The sequence below is a fragment of the Geobacillus sp. BK01 genome, from assembly GCF_052220245.1.
Classification (GTDB): Bacteria; Bacillota; Bacilli; order Bacillales; family Anoxybacillaceae; genus Geobacillus.
Genome location: NZ_JBQPTH010000010.1, coordinates 17,275 through 34,890, shown reverse-complemented (window position 1 = coordinate 34,890; position 17,616 = coordinate 17,275). Strand labels below are relative to the sequence as shown.

Sequence of the window (17,616 nt, the reverse complement as noted above, 5' to 3'; positions counted from 1 at the left end):
TGTTCACCTTAACTCATCGTTTATAGCCTAAATGCATCGCCGCCACGCCGAACGTGTACGGTTTGACTTCGACATCGACAAAGCCGGCGGCGCGAAACATGTCCGCCAACTCATCCCGGCCTGGAAATTCACGCGCCGACTCTTGCAGCCATGAGTACTCCTCATAGCTTTTCGCCAACAGCTTGCCGAACAGCGGCATAATAAACCGGAAATAAAAATAGTAAAACTCGCGGAAGCCGAACAGCGTCGGCTGCGACGTTTCCAAACAGACGGTCATGCCGCCCGGCTTCGTGACGCGGTGCATTTCTTTCAGCACCGTCATGTAATCAGGGACGTTGCGCAAACCGAAGCCAATTGTCACGTAATCGAACGAATTGTCAGGAAACGGCAGCTGCATGGCGTTGCCATGAATGAGCTTCACGTTGCGCAAGCCTCGCTCTTTCACCTTTTGCTCGCCGACTTTTAACATGTTTTCGCTGAAATCAAGACCGTACACTTCCCCCTCCGGTCCGACCGCTTCGGCTAAAGCGATCGCCCAGTCGGCCGTCCCGCAGCACACATCGAGCGCTTTTTTCCCTTTTTGCACATTCATCCGCCTCATCACATCTTCGCGCCATTTTAAATGGCGGCGAAAGCTGATGACAGAGTTCATCCGATCATAATGAGCGGAAATTTTTTCAAACACACGATGGACTCGCTCTTCCTTTGATTGATGCATCATTCTACCCTTCTTCCACCGTCTTTTTGGCGATGGCTGAAAATCCGCCGGAAAGCTCGGTCACACGGAGCTGCAGCAGGCCGTTCGGCGACAATTTCGCCGCGAACAGCGCTTCCTTGCAATGATCGATATAGCGGTTGCAAAGGCGAAGCAAATACCGCTGCTGCTCGTTCGTCCTCACCTTCGCCCGCGGAAACGCAATATGCGCCATTTGCTCAAAGAACGCCGATGTTCCGGTACGGACGAACGCTTCCCGCTCCGGGAGCAGGCGCCGCAGCAGCAAGTAATGATAGGCAAACTGCCCCCATTGCGGCACCGCCATGCGGTCGGCAAATTTTGCAAGCAACGCTGATTCGATCGTGCCGACCGCCGCAAACAGCGCCTCGATTCGCTCCGCCTTTTTTTCATAAAGACGCACTTTTTGTTCGTTAATGTCGCGGATCGCCTCGGCGAACGAACGGATGAGCGCGATATCGCCCGAACGCGCCAGCAAATCGTAATACAGCCCGCTGTACAAGTCGCCGGCGAGGGCGACAAGCTGTCGCGTCCGCAAGTCATTGCCGCCATCCGTCACCTCGTCATGGGTATCAAGGGCGATCTGCACAATCATCATGGCGATGATGTACCGATCCGCCTCGTTCGGCGCCGCCGGAGCGTCGGCAAGCATCGACAGCGCCAACAGCAGCCGGTCTTCATCGACAATCGGCGCCGGCATATGCTCGCGCAAATACGGATGGTCAAGCAGCTGTTCGATTTCTTCCTTTAATGACGCCAATTTCACCATGATGTCATTCACACGAATCACCCTTGTCCCCGAAAAATATCCGCACCGCAATAACGGACTTAATTATAACATAATTTTGTCGAAAACGCTCTAGTTTGCTAGAAATTTGCCGGGTTACTTTTTCCCTTCCGATTCGATTGTGCCATGACGCGTTTGAATATACGCCTTGCCCCGCACTTTAATCGCCGATGTATGCTCCGTGAACTGGGCGATCAACACTTCGCCTTTATCGAGCTTTTCTGAATGGTGAAACCTTGTATCCGCGCCGCGCGTCAGCCCAATGACGTTCACCCCGTCTTCGAGCGCTTTAATGACGACAAAATCCGTGTTCGTATACATCGTTTGTCCTCCTTACACTTTAATTAACGAAAGGATTTCGGACCGGGCGTTAGCGTCCGTTTCAAATACGCCGCGCACCGCTGTTGTGACCGTTTTCGCCCCCGGTTTTTTTACGCCGCGCATCGTCATACACATATGCTCGGCCTCCACCACAACCATGACCCCGTGCGGTTCGAGCGCTTCGACGATCGAATCGGCGACCGTCGCCGTGATGCGCTCTTGCAGTTGCGGGCGGCGCGCCACCGCTTCGACAGCCCGGGCGAGCTTACTTAACCCGGTCACTTTTCCTTCCCGCGGAATATAGGCGACATGGGCAACACCGAAAAACGGCACTAAATGATGTTCGCACATCGAATAAAACGGGATATCTTTGACGAGCACGAGCTCCTCGTGCTCCTCGCTGAATACCGTTTGAAAATGCTGCTTCGGGTCTTCCTGCAACCCGGCGAACACTTCGGCATACATTTTCGCCACCCGTTTCGGCGTATCGATCAACCCTTCGCGGTTTGGATTCTCACCGATCGCTTCTAGGATGAGGCGGACTGCATATTCAATTTGCTCATAATTGATCTCTGGCATACAAACAACATCCTCCTGCGTCATAAAAGCTGCATGTAATCCGATTCTAGCATAGGGAGCAAAAAAAAACAAAAAAGAAGGGCGGGTGATCACCTGCCCTTCCCTCCTGAGCTCCTGCTTTGGCTATGTAGGCTTATTTTACAGCATCTTTTAATGCTTTGCCCGGTTTGAATGCAGGAACTTTGCTTGCCGGAATTTCCATTTCTTCGCCCGTTTGCGGGTTGCGTCCTTTCCGGGCGGCGCGCTCGCGCACTTCAAAGTTCCCAAAGCCGATTAATTGTACTTTATCGCCTTTTCGCAGCGCTTCTGTAATCGAATCAAATACCGCATCAACGGCTTTTGTTGCATCCTTTTTGGAAAGACCGCTTGTTTCAGCTACCGCGTTGATCAATTCCGTCTTGTTCATGCCATTCACCTCCTCCCAAGGGAGTTCATCTTGTTTACTACCATTTGTGCACACTTTTCTGCCTTTCTATACATAGACGTTAACAGCTCTGGCGGCGAAAAGGTTGGCGCATGAAAGAACAAGCGCCGCACCGGTGCAGCCAATCATTCTACTTTCGTTCAGAAAGACTGACGGGAAATGCGCCTGCGCCGCCGGTTGAGGCGCCCCCTTGGCCGTTCAACGCCGACCCTTCAACATGGGGCCGAGGAAGCGGAGGAACTGGCTTCCTTCCGCCAAGATGCGGTGACATGCCTAATCTTAACCAATTTACCGCGATAATTCAACATTTTTTTCGCCAAAACGGCCAAGTTTAGGCATATTTCACCAAAACAACGATTTCAGATAAAAGATTACCATAACGCCATGCGCATAATCAAGTGCCAATCCTTATTTCTCAAGGGTTTCAGCGATTTTTTCTCCCGTGAAAGATCAACGGACAAAAAAAAGCCCCCCGATTGGGGAGCTGACCTCGGCGCCTCCGCTTTTCTATAAAATAATGGCGATGAGACCGCCGGAACCTTCGTTGATGATGCGTTCGAGCGTTTCTTTCAGCTTGTAGCGGGCGTTTTCCGGCATGAGCGCGAGTTTCGCCTGAATGCCTTCACGGACGATCGAGCTGAGCGAGCGGCCGAAAATGTCGGAGTTCCAAATCGACAGCGGATCGTCTTCAAAATCTTGCATTAAATAGCGGACGAGCTCCTCGCTCTGTTTTTCCGTTCCGATAATCGGAGCAAATTCCGATTCGACGTCGACTTTGATCATATGGATCGATGGTGCGACCGCCTTGAGGCGGACGCCAAAGCGCGACCCTTGACGGATGATCTCCGGCTCGTCAAGACTCATGTCGGACAGCGCCGGCGCGGCAATGCCGTAACCTGTTTGTTTGACCATCTTCAACGCGTCAGCAATTTGGTCGTACTCCGCTTTTGCATGGGCGAAGTCTTGCATAAGCTGAAGCAGATGGTCTTTGCCGCGAATCTCGACGCCGACGATCTCTTTTAAAATTTGGTCGTACAGCTCATCCGGCGCATACAAGTCGATTTCAGCAATCCCTTGCCCCATTTCAATGCCGGCAAGCTGCGCCTTTTCGATAAAGTCATACTCGGCAAACTGCTGGACGACCCGGTCGACGTCGCGCAGCCGCTTAATGTCTTTCACCGTATCGCGCACGGCCTCTTGATAACTTTCACGCAGCCAATGGTCTTCACGAAGCACCATCACCCAGCTCGGCAAGTTAACGTTCACCTCAAGCACCGGGAATTCATACAATGCTTCACGAAGCACGCTATACACATCGGCCTCGCGCATGCTCTCCACACTCATGGCGAGCACCGGAATGTCGTACTTTTCAGCAAGCTCGCGGCGGAGCGCTTCCGTTTCCGGATGGTGCGGCCGAACAGTGTTGACGACCATAATAAACGGCTTGCCGACTTCCTTCAGCTCACCAATGACCCGCTCCTCGGCTTCTACGTAATCGTGGCGCGGAATTTCCCCGATCGAGCCGTCTGTCGTAATGACGACCCCGATCGTTGAATGTTCTTGGATGACTTTCCTTGTCCCGATTTCCGCCGCCTCTTGGAACGGAATCGGCTCTTCATACCAAGGGGTATGGATCATCCGCGGGCCGTTTTCATCTTCGTACCCTTTCGCGCCAGGCACAGCATAGCCGACGCAGTCGACAAGACGAATGTTGACTTCAAGCCCGTCATCGACTTTCACCGTCACCGCCTGGTTTGGCACGAATTTCGGTTCCGTCGTCATAATTGTTTTACCGGCAGCGCTTTGCGGCAGTTCGTCTTGGGCGCGCGCTTTATCGGCTTCGTTTTTAATGTTCGGAATGACAACAAGCTCCATAAACCGCTTAATAAACGTCGATTTTCCGGTACGGACAGCGCCGACAACCCCTAGATAAATGTCGCCGCCGGTCCTCTCGGCGATATCTTTAAAAATATCGACCTTTTCCAAATGACTCCCCTCCAGTCCTTCGGTCGTTATCAGAAACAACTGAATTAACTAGTATGATAGGACACTATATGCATATGATGTTGTCCTATTCGGTTATGACTAAAAAGCGATGAAAAATCCCTTCTCTAGAATGTATTTTCCTAGAGAAGGGATGATGACTCATTTCGTGAAAAAAATCGGCTCGTTCGTTTTGGCATCGATGGTATACGGAAGGGAGTACGCCGGTACAAAGAGAGAATGATCTGTCAAAAGGGCACGAATGTCATCGCCAGGCTTGTAATGGTGTGGATACTTTTTTAAGGCAGCGTACAGGTCGGAACGGTAATCAATGTAAATTTCCCCGCTGCCATCGATGACAAACGGCAAATTGTTGCCGGAAAACGGGCTGACGGCATACGGCGGCTCTTTGTAGCCGAGTTTTTTGTAATCAAGTGTAAATACACCTGGCGCAGCGACATCTTGAAATGGCGGATAACGGTGCTCGTCCGTATACATCCTCAGCCGCAGCTTCAAATCGCGGATGCGCTCGGCCAAGCGCAAATCAAGGAGCTTGACCGTCGGGTTCGTTTCCGCATCAATAATCACATATTGAAAGACACCCCCGCTTTCATAGGCGTTTCCCGGCGGTTCCTGCATGTAGCGCGGAACGAGTTTTTGGAAATCAATTGGGTACTTTAAGTAAACTGGTGTTTTCATATCGCGTGTTTTAATCGGCAACAGTCCGCCGGTCGCCTTCCGGTATTCGTCGACCGCCGATTGGACGGCCGCCACTTGATCTTTGTAAGGGATTTGATTTTGTTTCAGCCGTTCCTGCGGATACAAACACCCGGAAAGCGGGACGAGAAACAAGCAAGTCAACAGCAAATAAGCGATTTGTTTCATAACCTCCTCCATCCTTTGCCTATTGCGGTGTCGGGCCACTAAACACGACAAAAATAATGATGATGCCGGCGAGAATCAACAAGACGTAGGCGACAAGCGCCAGCAAAAAGCGAAGCCAGCGAATGTTGATTTTGTAGCGGCTCAAATAAATGAAACCGACAGAAATAAACATAAACACCATTGAGGCGATGGCGATCCACATTTTTGCTAAAGCCGGTGACATACACGCTCCTCCTTTTTTCGACAACAATTATTATAGCATCGCCATAAAAAAAGCTGAAGTAAAGCGGGGCTTTCTTTACTTCAGCATCACCTTATACCCTTCCGGAAGCTCAAGCCGATGATGGTTCGTCATATTGTATGCAAAACACGGACGACTTGTACCGCCATCCGCCTATTTTCGGCGTTACTGTTCGGCAAAAATGTTCATTAAATCGTCCATTTCCTGCTTTTTTCCGCGCGCCATAAGCGAATCGACCGCTTCCTTCGGATCTTTTCCGGCAAACAGCACTTCATAGAGCACTTCGGTAATCGGCATTTTCACACCGAGTTTTTTCGCCAGCTCGTAAGCTGCTTTTGTTGTCCGCACCCCTTCGACAGCCATCCCCATGCTTTCGAGTACATCATCCAGTTTTTTCCCTTGTCCAAGCATATGGCCGGCCCGCCAGTTGCGGGAATGGACGCTTGTGCATGTGACAATCAAATCGCCGACCCCGGCCAGCCCGGAAAACGTGAGCGGATTGGCACCAAGCGCGCAGCCGAGGCGGGCAATCTCGGCGAGCCCTCTTGTGATGAGCGCCGCTTTCGCATTATCCCCATAGCCGAGCCCGTCGCTGATGCCGGCCGCCAAGGCGATAATATTTTTCAGCGCCCCGCCGACTTCGACGCCGACTAAGTCAGGATTCGTATACACGCGAAAATAGTGGCGGTTCATAAATAAATCTTGAATGCGCCGCGCCGCCTCCATATTCGGCGATGACACCGCCACCGTCGTCGGGTGGCGGAGCACCACTTCCTCAGCATGGCTCGGCCCGGAAAGGACAACGACGTCCTCGAGCCATTCGCCCATTTCTTCGACGACCATTTCCGACACGCGCTTATGCGTCCCCGGCTCGATTCCTTTGCTGACGGCGACCACGGTGACCGGCGCCGCCAAGCACACGCGCGCTTTTTGCAGCACGTCGCGGATCGCTTTTGTCGGCACAGCGAGCACCGCTACGGACACGCCGTCAAGCGCAGCGCAAAGATCATGATAGCCGTCGATCGCTTCCGGCAGGCGAACGCCCGGCAAATACTTTTCATTTGTCCGCTGTTCGTTGATTTCCTCGATCTGTTCAGCCCGCTGCCCCCAAAGCCGAACGCGGTGCCCGTTGTCAGCCAGAACGAGCGCCAGCGCCGTCCCCCAGCTTCCGGCGCCCAATACAGCGATGTTTTCCATCGTTTCCCACTTCCTTTATCCGATTGTCGCGGCCTCCGCGTTTCTTATTTCCGCGGGCGGGCGATGATTTTGATCGGTGTGCCCTCGAAGCCAAACGCATCGCGGATGCGGTTTTCCAAAAACCGTTCGTATGAAAAATGCATCAAGTCCGGATCATTGACAAAGGCGACGAACGTCGGCGGCTTAACGGCGACTTGCGTCATGTAATAAATTTTGAGGCGCCGCCCGTTATGTGTCGGCGTCGGGTTCATCGCCACCGCATCCATAATGACTTCATTGAGCACGTTCGTCTGGACGCGCATCGCATGGTTGTCGCTGACAAGCTGCACGAGCGGCAACAGCTTATGGAGCCGCTGTTTCGTCTTCGCCGACACAAATAAAATCGGCGCATAGTCCAAAAACGGAAAATGATCGCGGATTTTCCGTTCAAATTCGACCATTGTTTTGTCGTCTTTTTCGACGGCGTCCCATTTATTGACGACGAGAATCACCCCGCGCCCGGCTTCATGCGCATATCCGGCGATTTTTTTATCTTGTTCGATAATGCCTTCCTCCGCGTTTAAGACAACGAGCACAACATCAGAACGCTCAATGGCTCTTAGCGCACGCAACACGCTATATTTTTCCGTGCTTTCGTAAATTTTTCCGCGCTTGCGCATTCCTGCCGTATCAATCATAACATATTCTTGGCCCTCGCGCACAAACGACGTGTCCACCGCGTCCCTCGTCGTGCCGGCAATGTCGCTGACAATGACCCGCTCTTCTCCTAAAATGGCGTTGACGAGCGACGATTTGCCGACGTTCGGACGGCCGATGAGGCAAAACTTAATCACGTCCTCTTCATACTCCTCGGCGGCCCCTTTTGGAAAATGGCGGGCGACGGCGTCAAGCAAATCGCCAAGCCCCGTCCCATGCGCTCCGGAAATCGGGTACGGCTCCCCGAAGCCGAGCGCATAAAAATCGTAAATTAACTCACGCATCTCCGGGTTGTCGATTTTGTTCACGGCGAGCACGACCGGCTTGTTCGACCGGCGCAATAGCTTCGCCACTTCCTCATCGGCGGCTGTCACACCGTCGCGGCCGTTCGTCATAAAAATAATGACATCGGCTTCATCAATGGCTATTTCCGCCTGCTGGCGAATTTGTACGAGCAGCGGCTCATCGCCGATGTCAATGCCGCCGGTGTCGATTAAGTAAAACGTATGGTTCAGCCATTCGGCGCTGCTGTAAATGCGGTCGCGCGTCACACCGGGCACGTCTTCGACAATGGAAATGCGCTCTCCGACAATGCGGTTGAAAATCGTTGATTTTCCCACATTCGGCCGGCCGACAATCGCCACAACTGGATTTGCCATGCTATCACCCTTTTATTCTCAGTTTTGCTTCGCTTGCTCTTGCCAAAACACCCTCTTTTCAAGACAGAGGTTCATTCCCGTCAAGCAGGCCCGGCGATCCGTGCCTTTGCCATCCGGCACACAGCATTATCCTCCTTTATCGCCCATCATCTTTCAACATGTGGGGAGGTGCTGGGCGGGGAACCAAAACGTGCTACAACTGCTTTATTTTATCAAAAAGCAGACCGCCCAACAACCGCCTAATGCTTGACGATCACAAGCAGCCCGTCGCCGAGTTCATGGGCGATGCCGTCCAAAATCGCCTCCAAATTGGCAGCGATTCGCTCCATTTCCTCCTTCGTGCGGCAAACAAAGATCGGCGCACCCCCGGCGACCGTTTCACCGTTCATCGTAATGACCGCCAAAATCATTTTTTCATGTGTCATGACCGCGCCCTCCTCTCCGCTTCCAGCGCCGCTCACCCGGCATGCGGATGGCGTTTTCCAACACCGGGACGTTCTCGATGACCGCCTTCGCCTTCTCGACATCCTCGACTTGGGGCAAAACGAAAATGCCGACGCGCCCGTCGTTTAAATCACGTTTAGCCAGCGGCACAAGCGCCGGCGTCCCGGAATCGCGGTAAATGCCGAGGGCCGTCGACACATCGTGCAAAATCGCCTGCCGCTGGCCAAGGTTGGCGATCGTCGTACGGGCGTTGAAATTTTTCGGTGTTAAAATAAAGCCCATCCCATAGCGCAAAATTTCTTCCCTCCTCGCCGGCAAGCCGATGTTCATAATATAAATGTCGTCGACATACAAACCCGCCCCCTCAAAATGGGGCTTCACATACTTGACATCGGCGATGTCTTTCAGCCGGCTTCCGCTCATAAACTGTCGCGCCACCATCATGCCGATGGCGCTGGCCGCGAGCGCCGCCCAAACGTTCCACACTAAATAAAAGAGCGTCGATAAAAAGGAGACGAAAATGACTAAATAGTTCCGCCCTTCAAACACAATGGCAATGCCTTCAATGTATGTTTTTCCGCGCGGCACTAATTCGTACTGATCAAGTTCATTTAACGTATTGCGCTCCATATTGCGCACGTCGCGAAACTGCGAAGCCGCGAGGGCCAAAAACGTAATCGCCGCAAACTCCTTCTCCATAATCGCCGGCACAGCGACTGTCCCTAAGCCGGCGGCGATGGCCCCTAACGCGATATGAATTGTCCGCCCGTGCAAGTATGTCGGATATTGCCGATAATCGGTGCGCAACAAATAAAGACGCGTTAGCACCCCGACAGCAACGCCGTATAAAATCGGAAACGTATATTCATTCACGGCTGTCTCGTCCCCCTTACAGGCCGTTTTTCCTCAAGCTGGAGCGACAGAAAACGGATCATTTCCCAAATGAGCAAGCATGACGCACTGATGGCTGCTGCATCGAAAAACGAGAACGAACCGAGCACATAACCGGGCGCCATGCGGTGAATGGCGATGGCGTATACCGCTTCCCCTTGGCAGCCGCCAAGCGCCAAACAAAGAAGGCGGGCGGCAAGACGGCGGTGAAACAAGCCGCTGACGATAACGAGCCACCAGGCGAGCATCCACTGGCCGTCAAGCCAAATCCAAACCGGATCAAACAAGGCGAGCAGGCGGAAAGCAGCGTAGGCAAACGCCAAGCCGGACGCCGACAGCGCCAGAAACGGCAGACTGCACGGCCGCCGCTCAATGGCCGCATAACAAGAACATAAAAAAAGAATGAAAAACGCCAGTGGGGCGCGGACAACACCGATTTCCACCGTCAAGGATGCGGAACTGATCATCACAAGGGCAAACGCCGCCAGCTTCGTCCGTTCGCCCGTCTTTTTCATAAAAAAGGTGGCAACAATCCATATGAACCAAAAAAAGAAGTAAAAATAAATCCCTTCCACATTTTCCACCCCTTATTATGTCCATTATGTCATCTTTTACGACCGTTCATTCATGCATAGAAAAAAGAGCGCCCGGCCATAGTAAAAATGACATTCATAGAGAAAGGAGCGGGGTGCGGTGGGAAAAGACCGGCAAGAGAAAAAGCTGAAACAATCGCGGCGCGTTGAGTCAGACCGCGACCAGTCGTTCGCCTACAAAGGCGCAGCCCGGCTTGATACGCCGGACGAAGCGCGCGGGCGGAACAGATCCTAAAAAAAGTCCGGCCGCTTAGGAATGCGGCCGGCTTTACATTCATGGCTAAAAAGACGGCAAGCGCTACTTTTCTTGCCCGTTCGAGGCGGCCGTTGAAGAAGAAGCCGCCCGTTTCCGCCATTTCGCGATGACTAGAAGAATGAACGGAATAACTGTCTGCACAGACGTCAAATAAAATGAGCCGCTCGTCCCTAAAAAATGGGTCATCTCTATTAAATCTCGCGCCGACCAGATGGAACAAAGCCATAACATACATCCCGCCGCAAATACGAGCGGCTTGTATTGCGACAGCCCGAGCCAAAGAGCCATAGCGGACACAGACACATAGTAAAAGACGCAAATTTTCAAAAAGACACCGACAACCCAAAGCGCCATGACGACCGCCTCGACATGTTCGAGAAAATCAGCGATGCTAATATAGCGGACAACGCTCATCACCGGATATACGAACTGCCCGGTAGTGTTTCCAAACACAAAAAGGGTCACTAAATTGGTGAAAAAGAGTGTAAGCATGACCGCGATGACCCCGATATTTCCCCATTTTCGCCCATGATCTTCATCAATCACATGCGGGAGCAAAAACGCCATCAAAAAACATTCACTAAACCAGCTTTGCGGAGTGGCCGCCCCCATGATCGACGGCCAAAGCCCGTTTTCAAACATCGGCAACATCGTTTCCGGGTCGATATCCGGAAGCAACAAGAGCACAATAATGACCAACAACACAATGACGACGGGCACAAGAATTTGTGCCAGCCGGCCGAGCACTTCCACCCCGCTGCGGACGGCGACAGCGCAAACGAACACCATCGTTCCCATCACAAACTGAATGGGCGTGTGAAACAAAAAGTTGCCGACGACAAACTCTCCATATTCGCGGATGATAATGCTCGTAACATGAAAATAAAACAACAAAAAAAGCAGCCCGACTAGTTTTCCGAAAAACCAGCCCAAAATTTCCACACTGTATTCAATCGGCGTTTTTTTCGGATAAAGACCGTGCAGCTGAACCGACAGATGCACGGTCAAAAAGCCGATAAGCGAAGCCCAAAACGGTGACAGCCACATATCTTGCTCGGCGTGCTGGGCCGTCACTCCCGGGACGAGCAAAATAGCGGTGGCCACAATGGCCGGATAGAGCAGCAGCATCATTTGTGTGGATGTGATTTTCCCTTTTTCCAATGACCGTCCACTCCCTTGCCGTCTCCTATTTGTTCCGCACAGGCAGCGCCTTTACTTTTCTAACATTTTTCCAAGAGGGCGGAACAACCAGTTTACCGCCTGCGTCGGTCCAGGAAGTTCTGGATTGATGATCAATATGACCCCCAGCAGCATGGTCAGGCAAAGCAAAACGGCGACAGCCGCCTTCTCCTTTTTTTTCTCCCGGCCAAGCCGGGACCATTCGTACCACCAAATCAAGATCACGATGAGCGCCATGCCGATCATCAGCCAAATTTTCACGATGTTTTCACCTCTTGTTCAGGCAAGCCTTGCGGAGGGAAGTTCATTCCCGGCCGACGCACTCTCACGGTTGTGTTCAATTCGACAGGCAAGTCAGGAAACAGATCGTCCCAACGCTTTTTCAGATGCCGCCATTGCCATGGATATTTTTTATGAATGGCCTCAGCAAAGCCGAACACATCGACGTTCATCTCTTTTTGCACTTGATTTAGAGCGTGCCGCATCCGCCGGTCGATGTCTTTCTCGAGCTGTTTTTCCACCCGCTTCACGTTCTTCTCGCTTAATAAGTTCAACTTTGTTCCATTTAATACAATGTCATCTTCCGTTGTCACATTGACGACGATTTTCCATCTCCCTTTCTCATATTTCGGCACTATATCCGTATGCGAACGGATCATTCTCGACGTAATGCTTCCTTTTTCCCCGGGGATCTTCACCGTTACATGAGCCTGTTTGATTTCATTGCGGATCCAAAGCACACCGCGCGTTGCATAATCATCAATTTGCCCAACCATCCGATCTTTCTTAAAAATGGCTGTACCATAAATAAACGCGACCGTCTCTATTTCTTTCTTCCCCTTTTCCGGCGGCAGCACTTTCACCATCGGGAGCAAGGCGGCTTCCGCTTCGCCGCTAAGCATTTGCAGCGTTTCTTTCACGGTTTTGCGCAACAGCGTCCTTGACTCAGCCATCTCCCGCAACACTTCCGATGAGCTTTGCTCAATGGGCGGAATCAGCTCAAGCACACCTTTCGCCGTTCCTTTGCTGACTAACACATTGGAACGAATGCGGGTTTGCGGATGGCGAACTAAAAAGTCAAGATGCTCACGAATACCGGCTTTCGCTATCCTTTCCCCAAACACGATCACTTTCATATGCCCCCAAAACAGGCGACGGGGCAGCCGCTCCTGCAATTGGGCAATGGCGTCGGCAATCGTGATTCCCGTCCCTGACCGGACGATCGTTTCCCCTTGCCCGCCCCCTCCTCCGCCTCCGCCTGCCCCTTGTCCCCCGCCGATGACCCGCGGCACAGCGATCTCTACCGTCAGCCTGATCTTGCCGTTTTTCACTTGATCAATGCCGATTCCAAGCACGAGAGCGATATCATTCACTTCCTTGCGATCCCAACAGCCGCCCAGCACGATGAGATTGATGCTGATGAGAAGAAGGGCAACCGCCCGTTGCGCTTTGCCTCCGATCATCATGGCTGTCCTCCCTTTTCTCCGGTCTGATCATGATGCTCTTTTTTCCCTTGTGCGGCAGTGACACGGAAAACCGACCGTTTTCGCCATTTGGCCATCAACAACAGAAGCAACGGGATTGCCGTATCGGTGAACATGATGTAAAACGCGTTAGCCGTCCCGACAAACCGACCGAGCTCCATGACATCGCGCGCCGACCAAATCGAAACGAAAAACAAGAAAAAGCCAACGGCAAAAACGAGCGGTTTGTATTCGTCCATACGGAGCCACTGGGCTAGCGACAGGACGACGGCATAATAAAAGACAGCGATTTTTAAAAACGCACCGGCAACCCAAATGGCCATGATGATGACTTCAACATGCTCGAGAAAGCCGGCGACGCTGATGTAACGGGCAGCGGTCATCACCGGATAAATAAAGTCTTCCACCACATTTCCTAAAACGAATAAAGCTGTCACATTCGTAATTAGCAATGTCACGGCAATACATGCGACGGCTATATGCCCCCATTTTCGCCCGTTGCGCTGATCTAAAAGATACGGGAGAAAAAAGGCGGCCAACACGCATTGGCTAAACCATCCTTGCGGAACAATTGAGCCTTTGATCGATGGCCACAGTCCTTTCTCAAACACCGGCAGCATATTTTTTCCATCCATATCCGGGAACAACAATAGCACGATAATGACAAACCAAACGACCGTAAGAGGCACAAAGATTTTCGCCAGCCACCCGAGCACCTCCATTCCGCTGCGGACGGCGACAGCACAAACGAACACCATCGTTCCCATCACAAAACTGAGCGGTGTATGAAACAAAAAGTGGCCGACAATAAACTCCCCATAAGCTCGAATGACCAACCCCGCTCCGTGGATGTGGACCAAAATAAACATCAGTCCGATCATTTTGCCGAAAAACGTTCCGGCAATATCAACACTGTATTCAATAAGCGTTTTATTCGGATAAAGGCGGTGCAACTCAACGACAACATATATGGTTAAAAAACCGATGACTGAAGCCCAAAGCGGCGACAGCCACATATCTTGTTTCGCATGCTGGGCGGTCGCCTGCGGAACGAGAAGAATAGCGGTTGGAGTAACGGTTGCATACAACAACAACATCATCTGCACGGACGTGATTTTTCCATTTCCCATCCTTTTTCACTCCTTAGCCTTGACGTTCATTCCGCCGCTCGTTCACGCGCGGGGAGGCGTTCAGCTTCCACCACGGGGTGCGGGCAAGCACATCTTTCGCTTTATGGTCCGTGTTCGGAACATGGGCATTCAAATACGGAACGCCAAGGGAGCGAAGGGAGGCCATGTGGATGAGAATTAGCAACACCCCGAGCATAATGCCAAGCAACCCGAGCGACCCGGCTAAAAACATCATCGGAAAGCGCAACATTCTCAAAGCAATCCCGGCTGTAAACCGCGGAACCGCAAACGAAGCAATCCCTGTCAGCGCCACAATCATAATCATCGGCGCGGAGACAAGGCCGGCCTGAACAGCCGCTTGGCCGATGACAAGCGCCCCGACGATGCTCACCGCCGCCCCCGTCTGTTTCGGAAGCCGCACACCGGCTTCGCGCAACGCTTCAAATACGATTTCCATAATCAGTGCTTCCACGAGCGCCGGAAACGGAACCCGTTCCCGCGAGGCCGCCACCGTTAATAAAAGGCTCGTCGGAATCATTTCTTGGTGAAACGTCAAAATCGCAATATATATTGATGGCAATAACAACGAAATCAACAAAAACAAATACCTGAGCCAGCGAATGAGCGTGCTGATCAACGTGCGCTGATAGTAATCTTCGCTCGATTGGAGCAAAGAATAAAACGAAACCGGCATCACTAACACGAACGGGCTGCCATCTTGTACAATCACAATGCGTCCCTCAAGCAAACTGGCAATCGCCACATCCGACCGTTCTGTATTTAACACTTGTGGAAACGGCGAGTATGGATGATCTTCAATCAGCTCTTCAAGATAGCCGGTTTCAAGCACCCCGTCCAATTCAATGCGCCCGAGTCTTTTTTCCGTTTCGGCGACAAATGCCTCCGGTGCAATGCCTTCCATATAACAAATGACGACTTCTGTTTTCGTGTACTTGCCTAAGGTGACCGATTTCGTTTTTAATAGCGGGCTGCGAATGCGACGCCGCAATAAGGAAAGATTCGTTTCCAACGATTCAATGAATCCTTCGCGCGGACCCCTAATCACCGATTCGGCAACGGGCTCTTCAATGGCTCGCTTTTCCCATTTGGACAACCCTAAGGCGAATCCTTCGCTTTGTCCGTCAACGAGCAACACCGGGTTGCCAGAGGCGATTGACTGAATGCACTCGTCAATCGTTTGCACCTTGTTGACTTTCGCGACGGTCAATTGTTGCTCGAGAAGGCCCGTCACAGACAGTTGCCCGGCGGGCGTTGCACCTTGTCCGCCGGACGAGTGTTGATTCATCAGCGGGCGGAGGACATTTTCATTGATTTCTTCCATGTTCACGAGCCCGTTAATATAAATCAAAACCGCGCTTGTATTTCCGGCGATTTGAAAAGACCGGAAGACGACATCAATGCAATCTCTATAAATATTCTTTATCTTTTGTACATTATCATGGATGCCGGCCGTTAGGGCGTCTTGTGTGCCGCCGGGCTTTGCCGCCGCCAGCTGCGGCAGATTGCCTTTTTTTCTTCTTTGAAAAAAACGCATGCCATTTCCCCTCTTCCTCGCCGTGTGCACGTTGATGGATCAAACTGGTCATGGAGCAGCGACTCCGGACTAAGATCAGTATTTTTCAAGTTAGGCAATCTGGTGAACTTTGTTTCCTGTCGTGCTTCGGGGGGCACGGATTGACGCGAAACGGGTATTTTCCTTGCTCTTTTATAGAATGACCGTTTTCAAAGGAAAATATAATGGCCGCTTTAAAGCCCAGTTGGCTCCCTCCTTTCATTTTGCTTGGAAGTAAGGGGCTTCACGGCTATGGTGATCCACAGCGTGGCGCTGGAAAACCGTATAGTTTTGCTAGTGTCGGGAGAACAAAACAAAAACCCCGTCGTGATGGCAGGCGCCACCACGACGGGGTTGCTTGACGGTCCATTATTTTAATTTTTTCAACTGTTCGCCGATCACTTCACCGAGCTGGAAGCCGCGCGTTTCCACCGCTTTCGTGTATTGGCTGTAATCTTCCGCCGGAGCGGCTGTTTCCTCCTCAAGCAACGCGCGGATGCTGAGGGAAATGCGGTGCTCGGCCTCGTTGACATCGAGCACTTTCGCCTTCACTTCATCGCCTTCTTTCAGCACTTCATGCGGCGAACCGATGCGGCGGTTGGCGATTTGCGATACGTGAACCAACCCTTCGACTCCTGGAAAAATCTCCACAAACGCGCCGAATGAAGCGAGCCGCTTCACGGTTCCCGTGACGACATCACCGGGTTTTACTTTTTCACTGATGCCTTCCCACGGACCCGGCAGCGCTTCTTTAATCGACAGCGACAGACGGCCTTGTTCCGGGTCGACAGCCAACACTTTCACTTTTACGGCATCGCCTTCTTTCACCGCTTCGGACGGATGGGCGACACGCGTATGAGAAAGCTGGGAAATATGTACGAGTCCGTCAAACCCGCCGACATCGACGAAGACGCCGAAATCGGCAATGCGGCGGACGACGCCATCCAGCACTTGCCCCGGCTCAAGACGGGAAAGCAACTCTTTTTGTTGCCGCTCTTGCTCCTCCTCGACGACCGCCCGGTGCGATAAAATGACACGGTTTTTCTCGCGGTCGAGTTCAACGACTTTGACGGCGAGTGCTTTTCCTTTATAATCGGAAAAGTCTTCGACATAGTGAGGCTCGACAAGCGAGGCCGGGATGAAGCCGCGCACGCCGACATCGGCGACAAGCCCGCCTTTGACGATGTCTTTAATGACCGTTTCGAACGTCTCGCCGCTTGTAAATTTGCGTTCAAGCTCTTCCCACGCCCGCTCGGCGTCGACGGCTTTTTTAGATAAAATGAGCAGCCCTTCTTCCCCGTCTTTGCCTTCTTCCACTTTTTTTACTCTGGCCGTCACTTCATCGCCGACCGCGACAGCATCGCTCGGCTTCTCAATATGCAAGTTTGACAGCTCGCTGATCGGAATGATGCCGCTTTGCTTGCTGTTTTCGATTTCGACAAGCACTTGCTTGTCTTCGAGCTTCACCACTTTGCCGCGGACGGTATCGCCCACCTCGTACACATTCACTTGCACATTCATCTCTTCTGTCATCGTAAAACCCCTCCTTCATCGACTGACG

At 52.1% G+C, this 17,616-nt stretch carries 20 protein-coding genes; 1 reads left to right on the top strand and 19 read right to left on the bottom strand.

Annotated elements, in window-relative coordinates; all coding sequences use genetic code 11:
* Positions 1 to 13 precede the first annotated feature (13 nt).
* The 13 genes from menG to ACTVDO_RS11480 all read right to left on the bottom strand — a co-directional run bounded on the left by menG (position 14) and on the right by ACTVDO_RS11480 (position 10,415).
* The gene (gene menG, locus ACTVDO_RS11540; RefSeq protein WP_020960325.1) at positions 14 to 718 is read right to left on the bottom strand and encodes a demethylmenaquinone methyltransferase; all 705 of its coding nucleotides are present in this window, start codon (positions 716 to 718) and stop codon (positions 14 to 16) included.
* A 4-nt stretch (positions 719 to 722) separates the two neighbouring features.
* Entirely contained in the window at positions 723 to 1,502 is a 780-nt protein-coding gene (locus ACTVDO_RS11535; RefSeq protein ID WP_051391594.1) for a heptaprenyl diphosphate synthase component 1, read from the bottom strand.
* A gap of 114 nt (positions 1,503 to 1,616) precedes the next feature.
* Positions 1,617 to 1,841 carry a trp RNA-binding attenuation protein MtrB gene (gene mtrB / locus ACTVDO_RS11530; RefSeq protein ID WP_442901569.1) on the bottom strand — a complete coding sequence of 75 codons (225 nt, stop codon included), beginning with the start codon at positions 1,839 to 1,841 and terminating at the stop codon, positions 1,617 to 1,619.
* A gap of 12 nt (positions 1,842 to 1,853) precedes the next feature.
* Positions 1,854 to 2,420: a GTP cyclohydrolase I FolE gene (folE, locus tag ACTVDO_RS11525; RefSeq protein WP_020960328.1), complete on the bottom strand. Its 567-nt coding sequence runs from the start codon at positions 2,418 to 2,420 to the stop codon at positions 1,854 to 1,856.
* A gap of 133 nt (positions 2,421 to 2,553) precedes the next feature.
* Positions 2,554 to 2,826: an HU family DNA-binding protein gene (locus ACTVDO_RS11520; protein ID WP_008879623.1), complete on the bottom strand. Its 273-nt coding sequence runs from the start codon at positions 2,824 to 2,826 to the stop codon at positions 2,554 to 2,556.
* Between the two features lie 525 nt (positions 2,827 to 3,351).
* Positions 3,352 to 4,830 carry a stage IV sporulation protein A gene (gene spoIVA / locus ACTVDO_RS11515; protein ID WP_020960329.1) on the bottom strand — a complete coding sequence of 493 codons (1,479 nt, stop codon included), beginning with the start codon at positions 4,828 to 4,830 and terminating at the stop codon, positions 3,352 to 3,354.
* Positions 4,831 to 4,989: 159 nt separating this feature from the next.
* On the bottom strand, positions 4,990 to 5,712 hold the full coding sequence (locus tag ACTVDO_RS11510) for a hypothetical protein (protein WP_442901568.1): 723 nt from the start codon (positions 5,710 to 5,712) through the stop codon (positions 4,990 to 4,992).
* A gap of 19 nt (positions 5,713 to 5,731) precedes the next feature.
* Complete coding sequence (locus tag ACTVDO_RS11505; RefSeq protein ID WP_020960331.1) at positions 5,732 to 5,935, bottom strand: DUF2768 domain-containing protein; 204 nt, start codon at positions 5,933 to 5,935, stop codon at positions 5,732 to 5,734.
* Positions 5,936 to 6,118: 183 nt separating this feature from the next.
* Positions 6,119 to 7,150 (bottom strand): NAD(P)H-dependent glycerol-3-phosphate dehydrogenase, encoded by a 1,032-nt coding sequence (locus tag ACTVDO_RS11500; RefSeq protein WP_442901567.1) that lies wholly within the window; start codon positions 7,148 to 7,150, stop codon positions 6,119 to 6,121.
* 44 nt (positions 7,151 to 7,194) lie between these two features.
* Positions 7,195 to 8,505: a ribosome biogenesis GTPase Der gene (gene der, locus ACTVDO_RS11495; protein WP_020960333.1), complete on the bottom strand. Its 1,311-nt coding sequence runs from the start codon at positions 8,503 to 8,505 to the stop codon at positions 7,195 to 7,197.
* Positions 8,506 to 8,744: 239 nt separating this feature from the next.
* Positions 8,745 to 8,930: a capping complex subunit for YIEGIA gene (locus ACTVDO_RS11490; protein WP_020960335.1), complete on the bottom strand. Its 186-nt coding sequence runs from the start codon at positions 8,928 to 8,930 to the stop codon at positions 8,745 to 8,747.
* Entirely contained in the window at positions 8,920 to 9,822 is a 903-nt protein-coding gene (locus tag ACTVDO_RS11485) for a YIEGIA family protein (RefSeq protein WP_020960336.1), read from the bottom strand. Before ACTVDO_RS11485 ends, ACTVDO_RS11490 begins: the two co-directional genes overlap by 11 nt.
* A complete protein-coding gene (locus ACTVDO_RS11480; protein ID WP_020960337.1) occupies positions 9,819 to 10,415 on the bottom strand; it encodes a YphA family membrane protein in 597 nt (198 codons plus the stop codon). The genes ACTVDO_RS11485 and ACTVDO_RS11480 overlap by 4 nt, the downstream gene beginning before the upstream one ends.
* A 118-nt stretch (positions 10,416 to 10,533) precedes the next feature.
* Between ACTVDO_RS11480 and ACTVDO_RS11475 the strand changes: the two genes are divergently transcribed.
* Complete coding sequence (locus ACTVDO_RS11475) at positions 10,534 to 10,668, top strand: YpzI family protein (RefSeq protein WP_020960338.1); 135 nt, start codon at positions 10,534 to 10,536, stop codon at positions 10,666 to 10,668.
* A 63-nt stretch (positions 10,669 to 10,731) separates the two neighbouring features.
* Here the strand turns inward: ACTVDO_RS11475 and ACTVDO_RS11470 are convergent, their stop codons facing one another.
* The 6 genes from ACTVDO_RS11470 to rpsA all read right to left on the bottom strand — a co-directional run bounded on the left by ACTVDO_RS11470 (position 10,732) and on the right by rpsA (position 17,588).
* The gene (locus ACTVDO_RS11470) at positions 10,732 to 11,850 is read right to left on the bottom strand and encodes a GerAB/ArcD/ProY family transporter (RefSeq protein ID WP_442901566.1); all 1,119 of its coding nucleotides are present in this window, start codon (positions 11,848 to 11,850) and stop codon (positions 10,732 to 10,734) included.
* A gap of 51 nt (positions 11,851 to 11,901) precedes the next feature.
* Complete coding sequence (locus ACTVDO_RS11465; RefSeq protein ID WP_020960340.1) at positions 11,902 to 12,129, bottom strand: hypothetical protein; 228 nt, start codon at positions 12,127 to 12,129, stop codon at positions 11,902 to 11,904.
* Positions 12,126 to 13,334: a Ger(x)C family spore germination protein gene (locus tag ACTVDO_RS11460; protein ID WP_020960341.1), complete on the bottom strand. Its 1,209-nt coding sequence runs from the start codon at positions 13,332 to 13,334 to the stop codon at positions 12,126 to 12,128. Before ACTVDO_RS11460 ends, ACTVDO_RS11465 begins: the two co-directional genes overlap by 4 nt.
* Positions 13,331 to 14,482 carry a GerAB/ArcD/ProY family transporter gene (locus ACTVDO_RS11455; protein WP_020960342.1) on the bottom strand — a complete coding sequence of 384 codons (1,152 nt, stop codon included), beginning with the start codon at positions 14,480 to 14,482 and terminating at the stop codon, positions 13,331 to 13,333. Before ACTVDO_RS11455 ends, ACTVDO_RS11460 begins: the two co-directional genes overlap by 4 nt.
* 13 nt (positions 14,483 to 14,495) lie before the next feature.
* The gene (locus ACTVDO_RS11450) at positions 14,496 to 16,037 is read right to left on the bottom strand and encodes a spore germination protein (RefSeq protein ID WP_442901565.1); all 1,542 of its coding nucleotides are present in this window, start codon (positions 16,035 to 16,037) and stop codon (positions 14,496 to 14,498) included.
* Positions 16,038 to 16,424: 387 nt separating this feature from the next.
* Positions 16,425 to 17,588 carry a 30S ribosomal protein S1 gene (rpsA, locus tag ACTVDO_RS11445; RefSeq protein WP_442901564.1) on the bottom strand — a complete coding sequence of 388 codons (1,164 nt, stop codon included), beginning with the start codon at positions 17,586 to 17,588 and terminating at the stop codon, positions 16,425 to 16,427.
* Between the last annotated feature and the right edge of the window lie 28 nt (positions 17,589 to 17,616).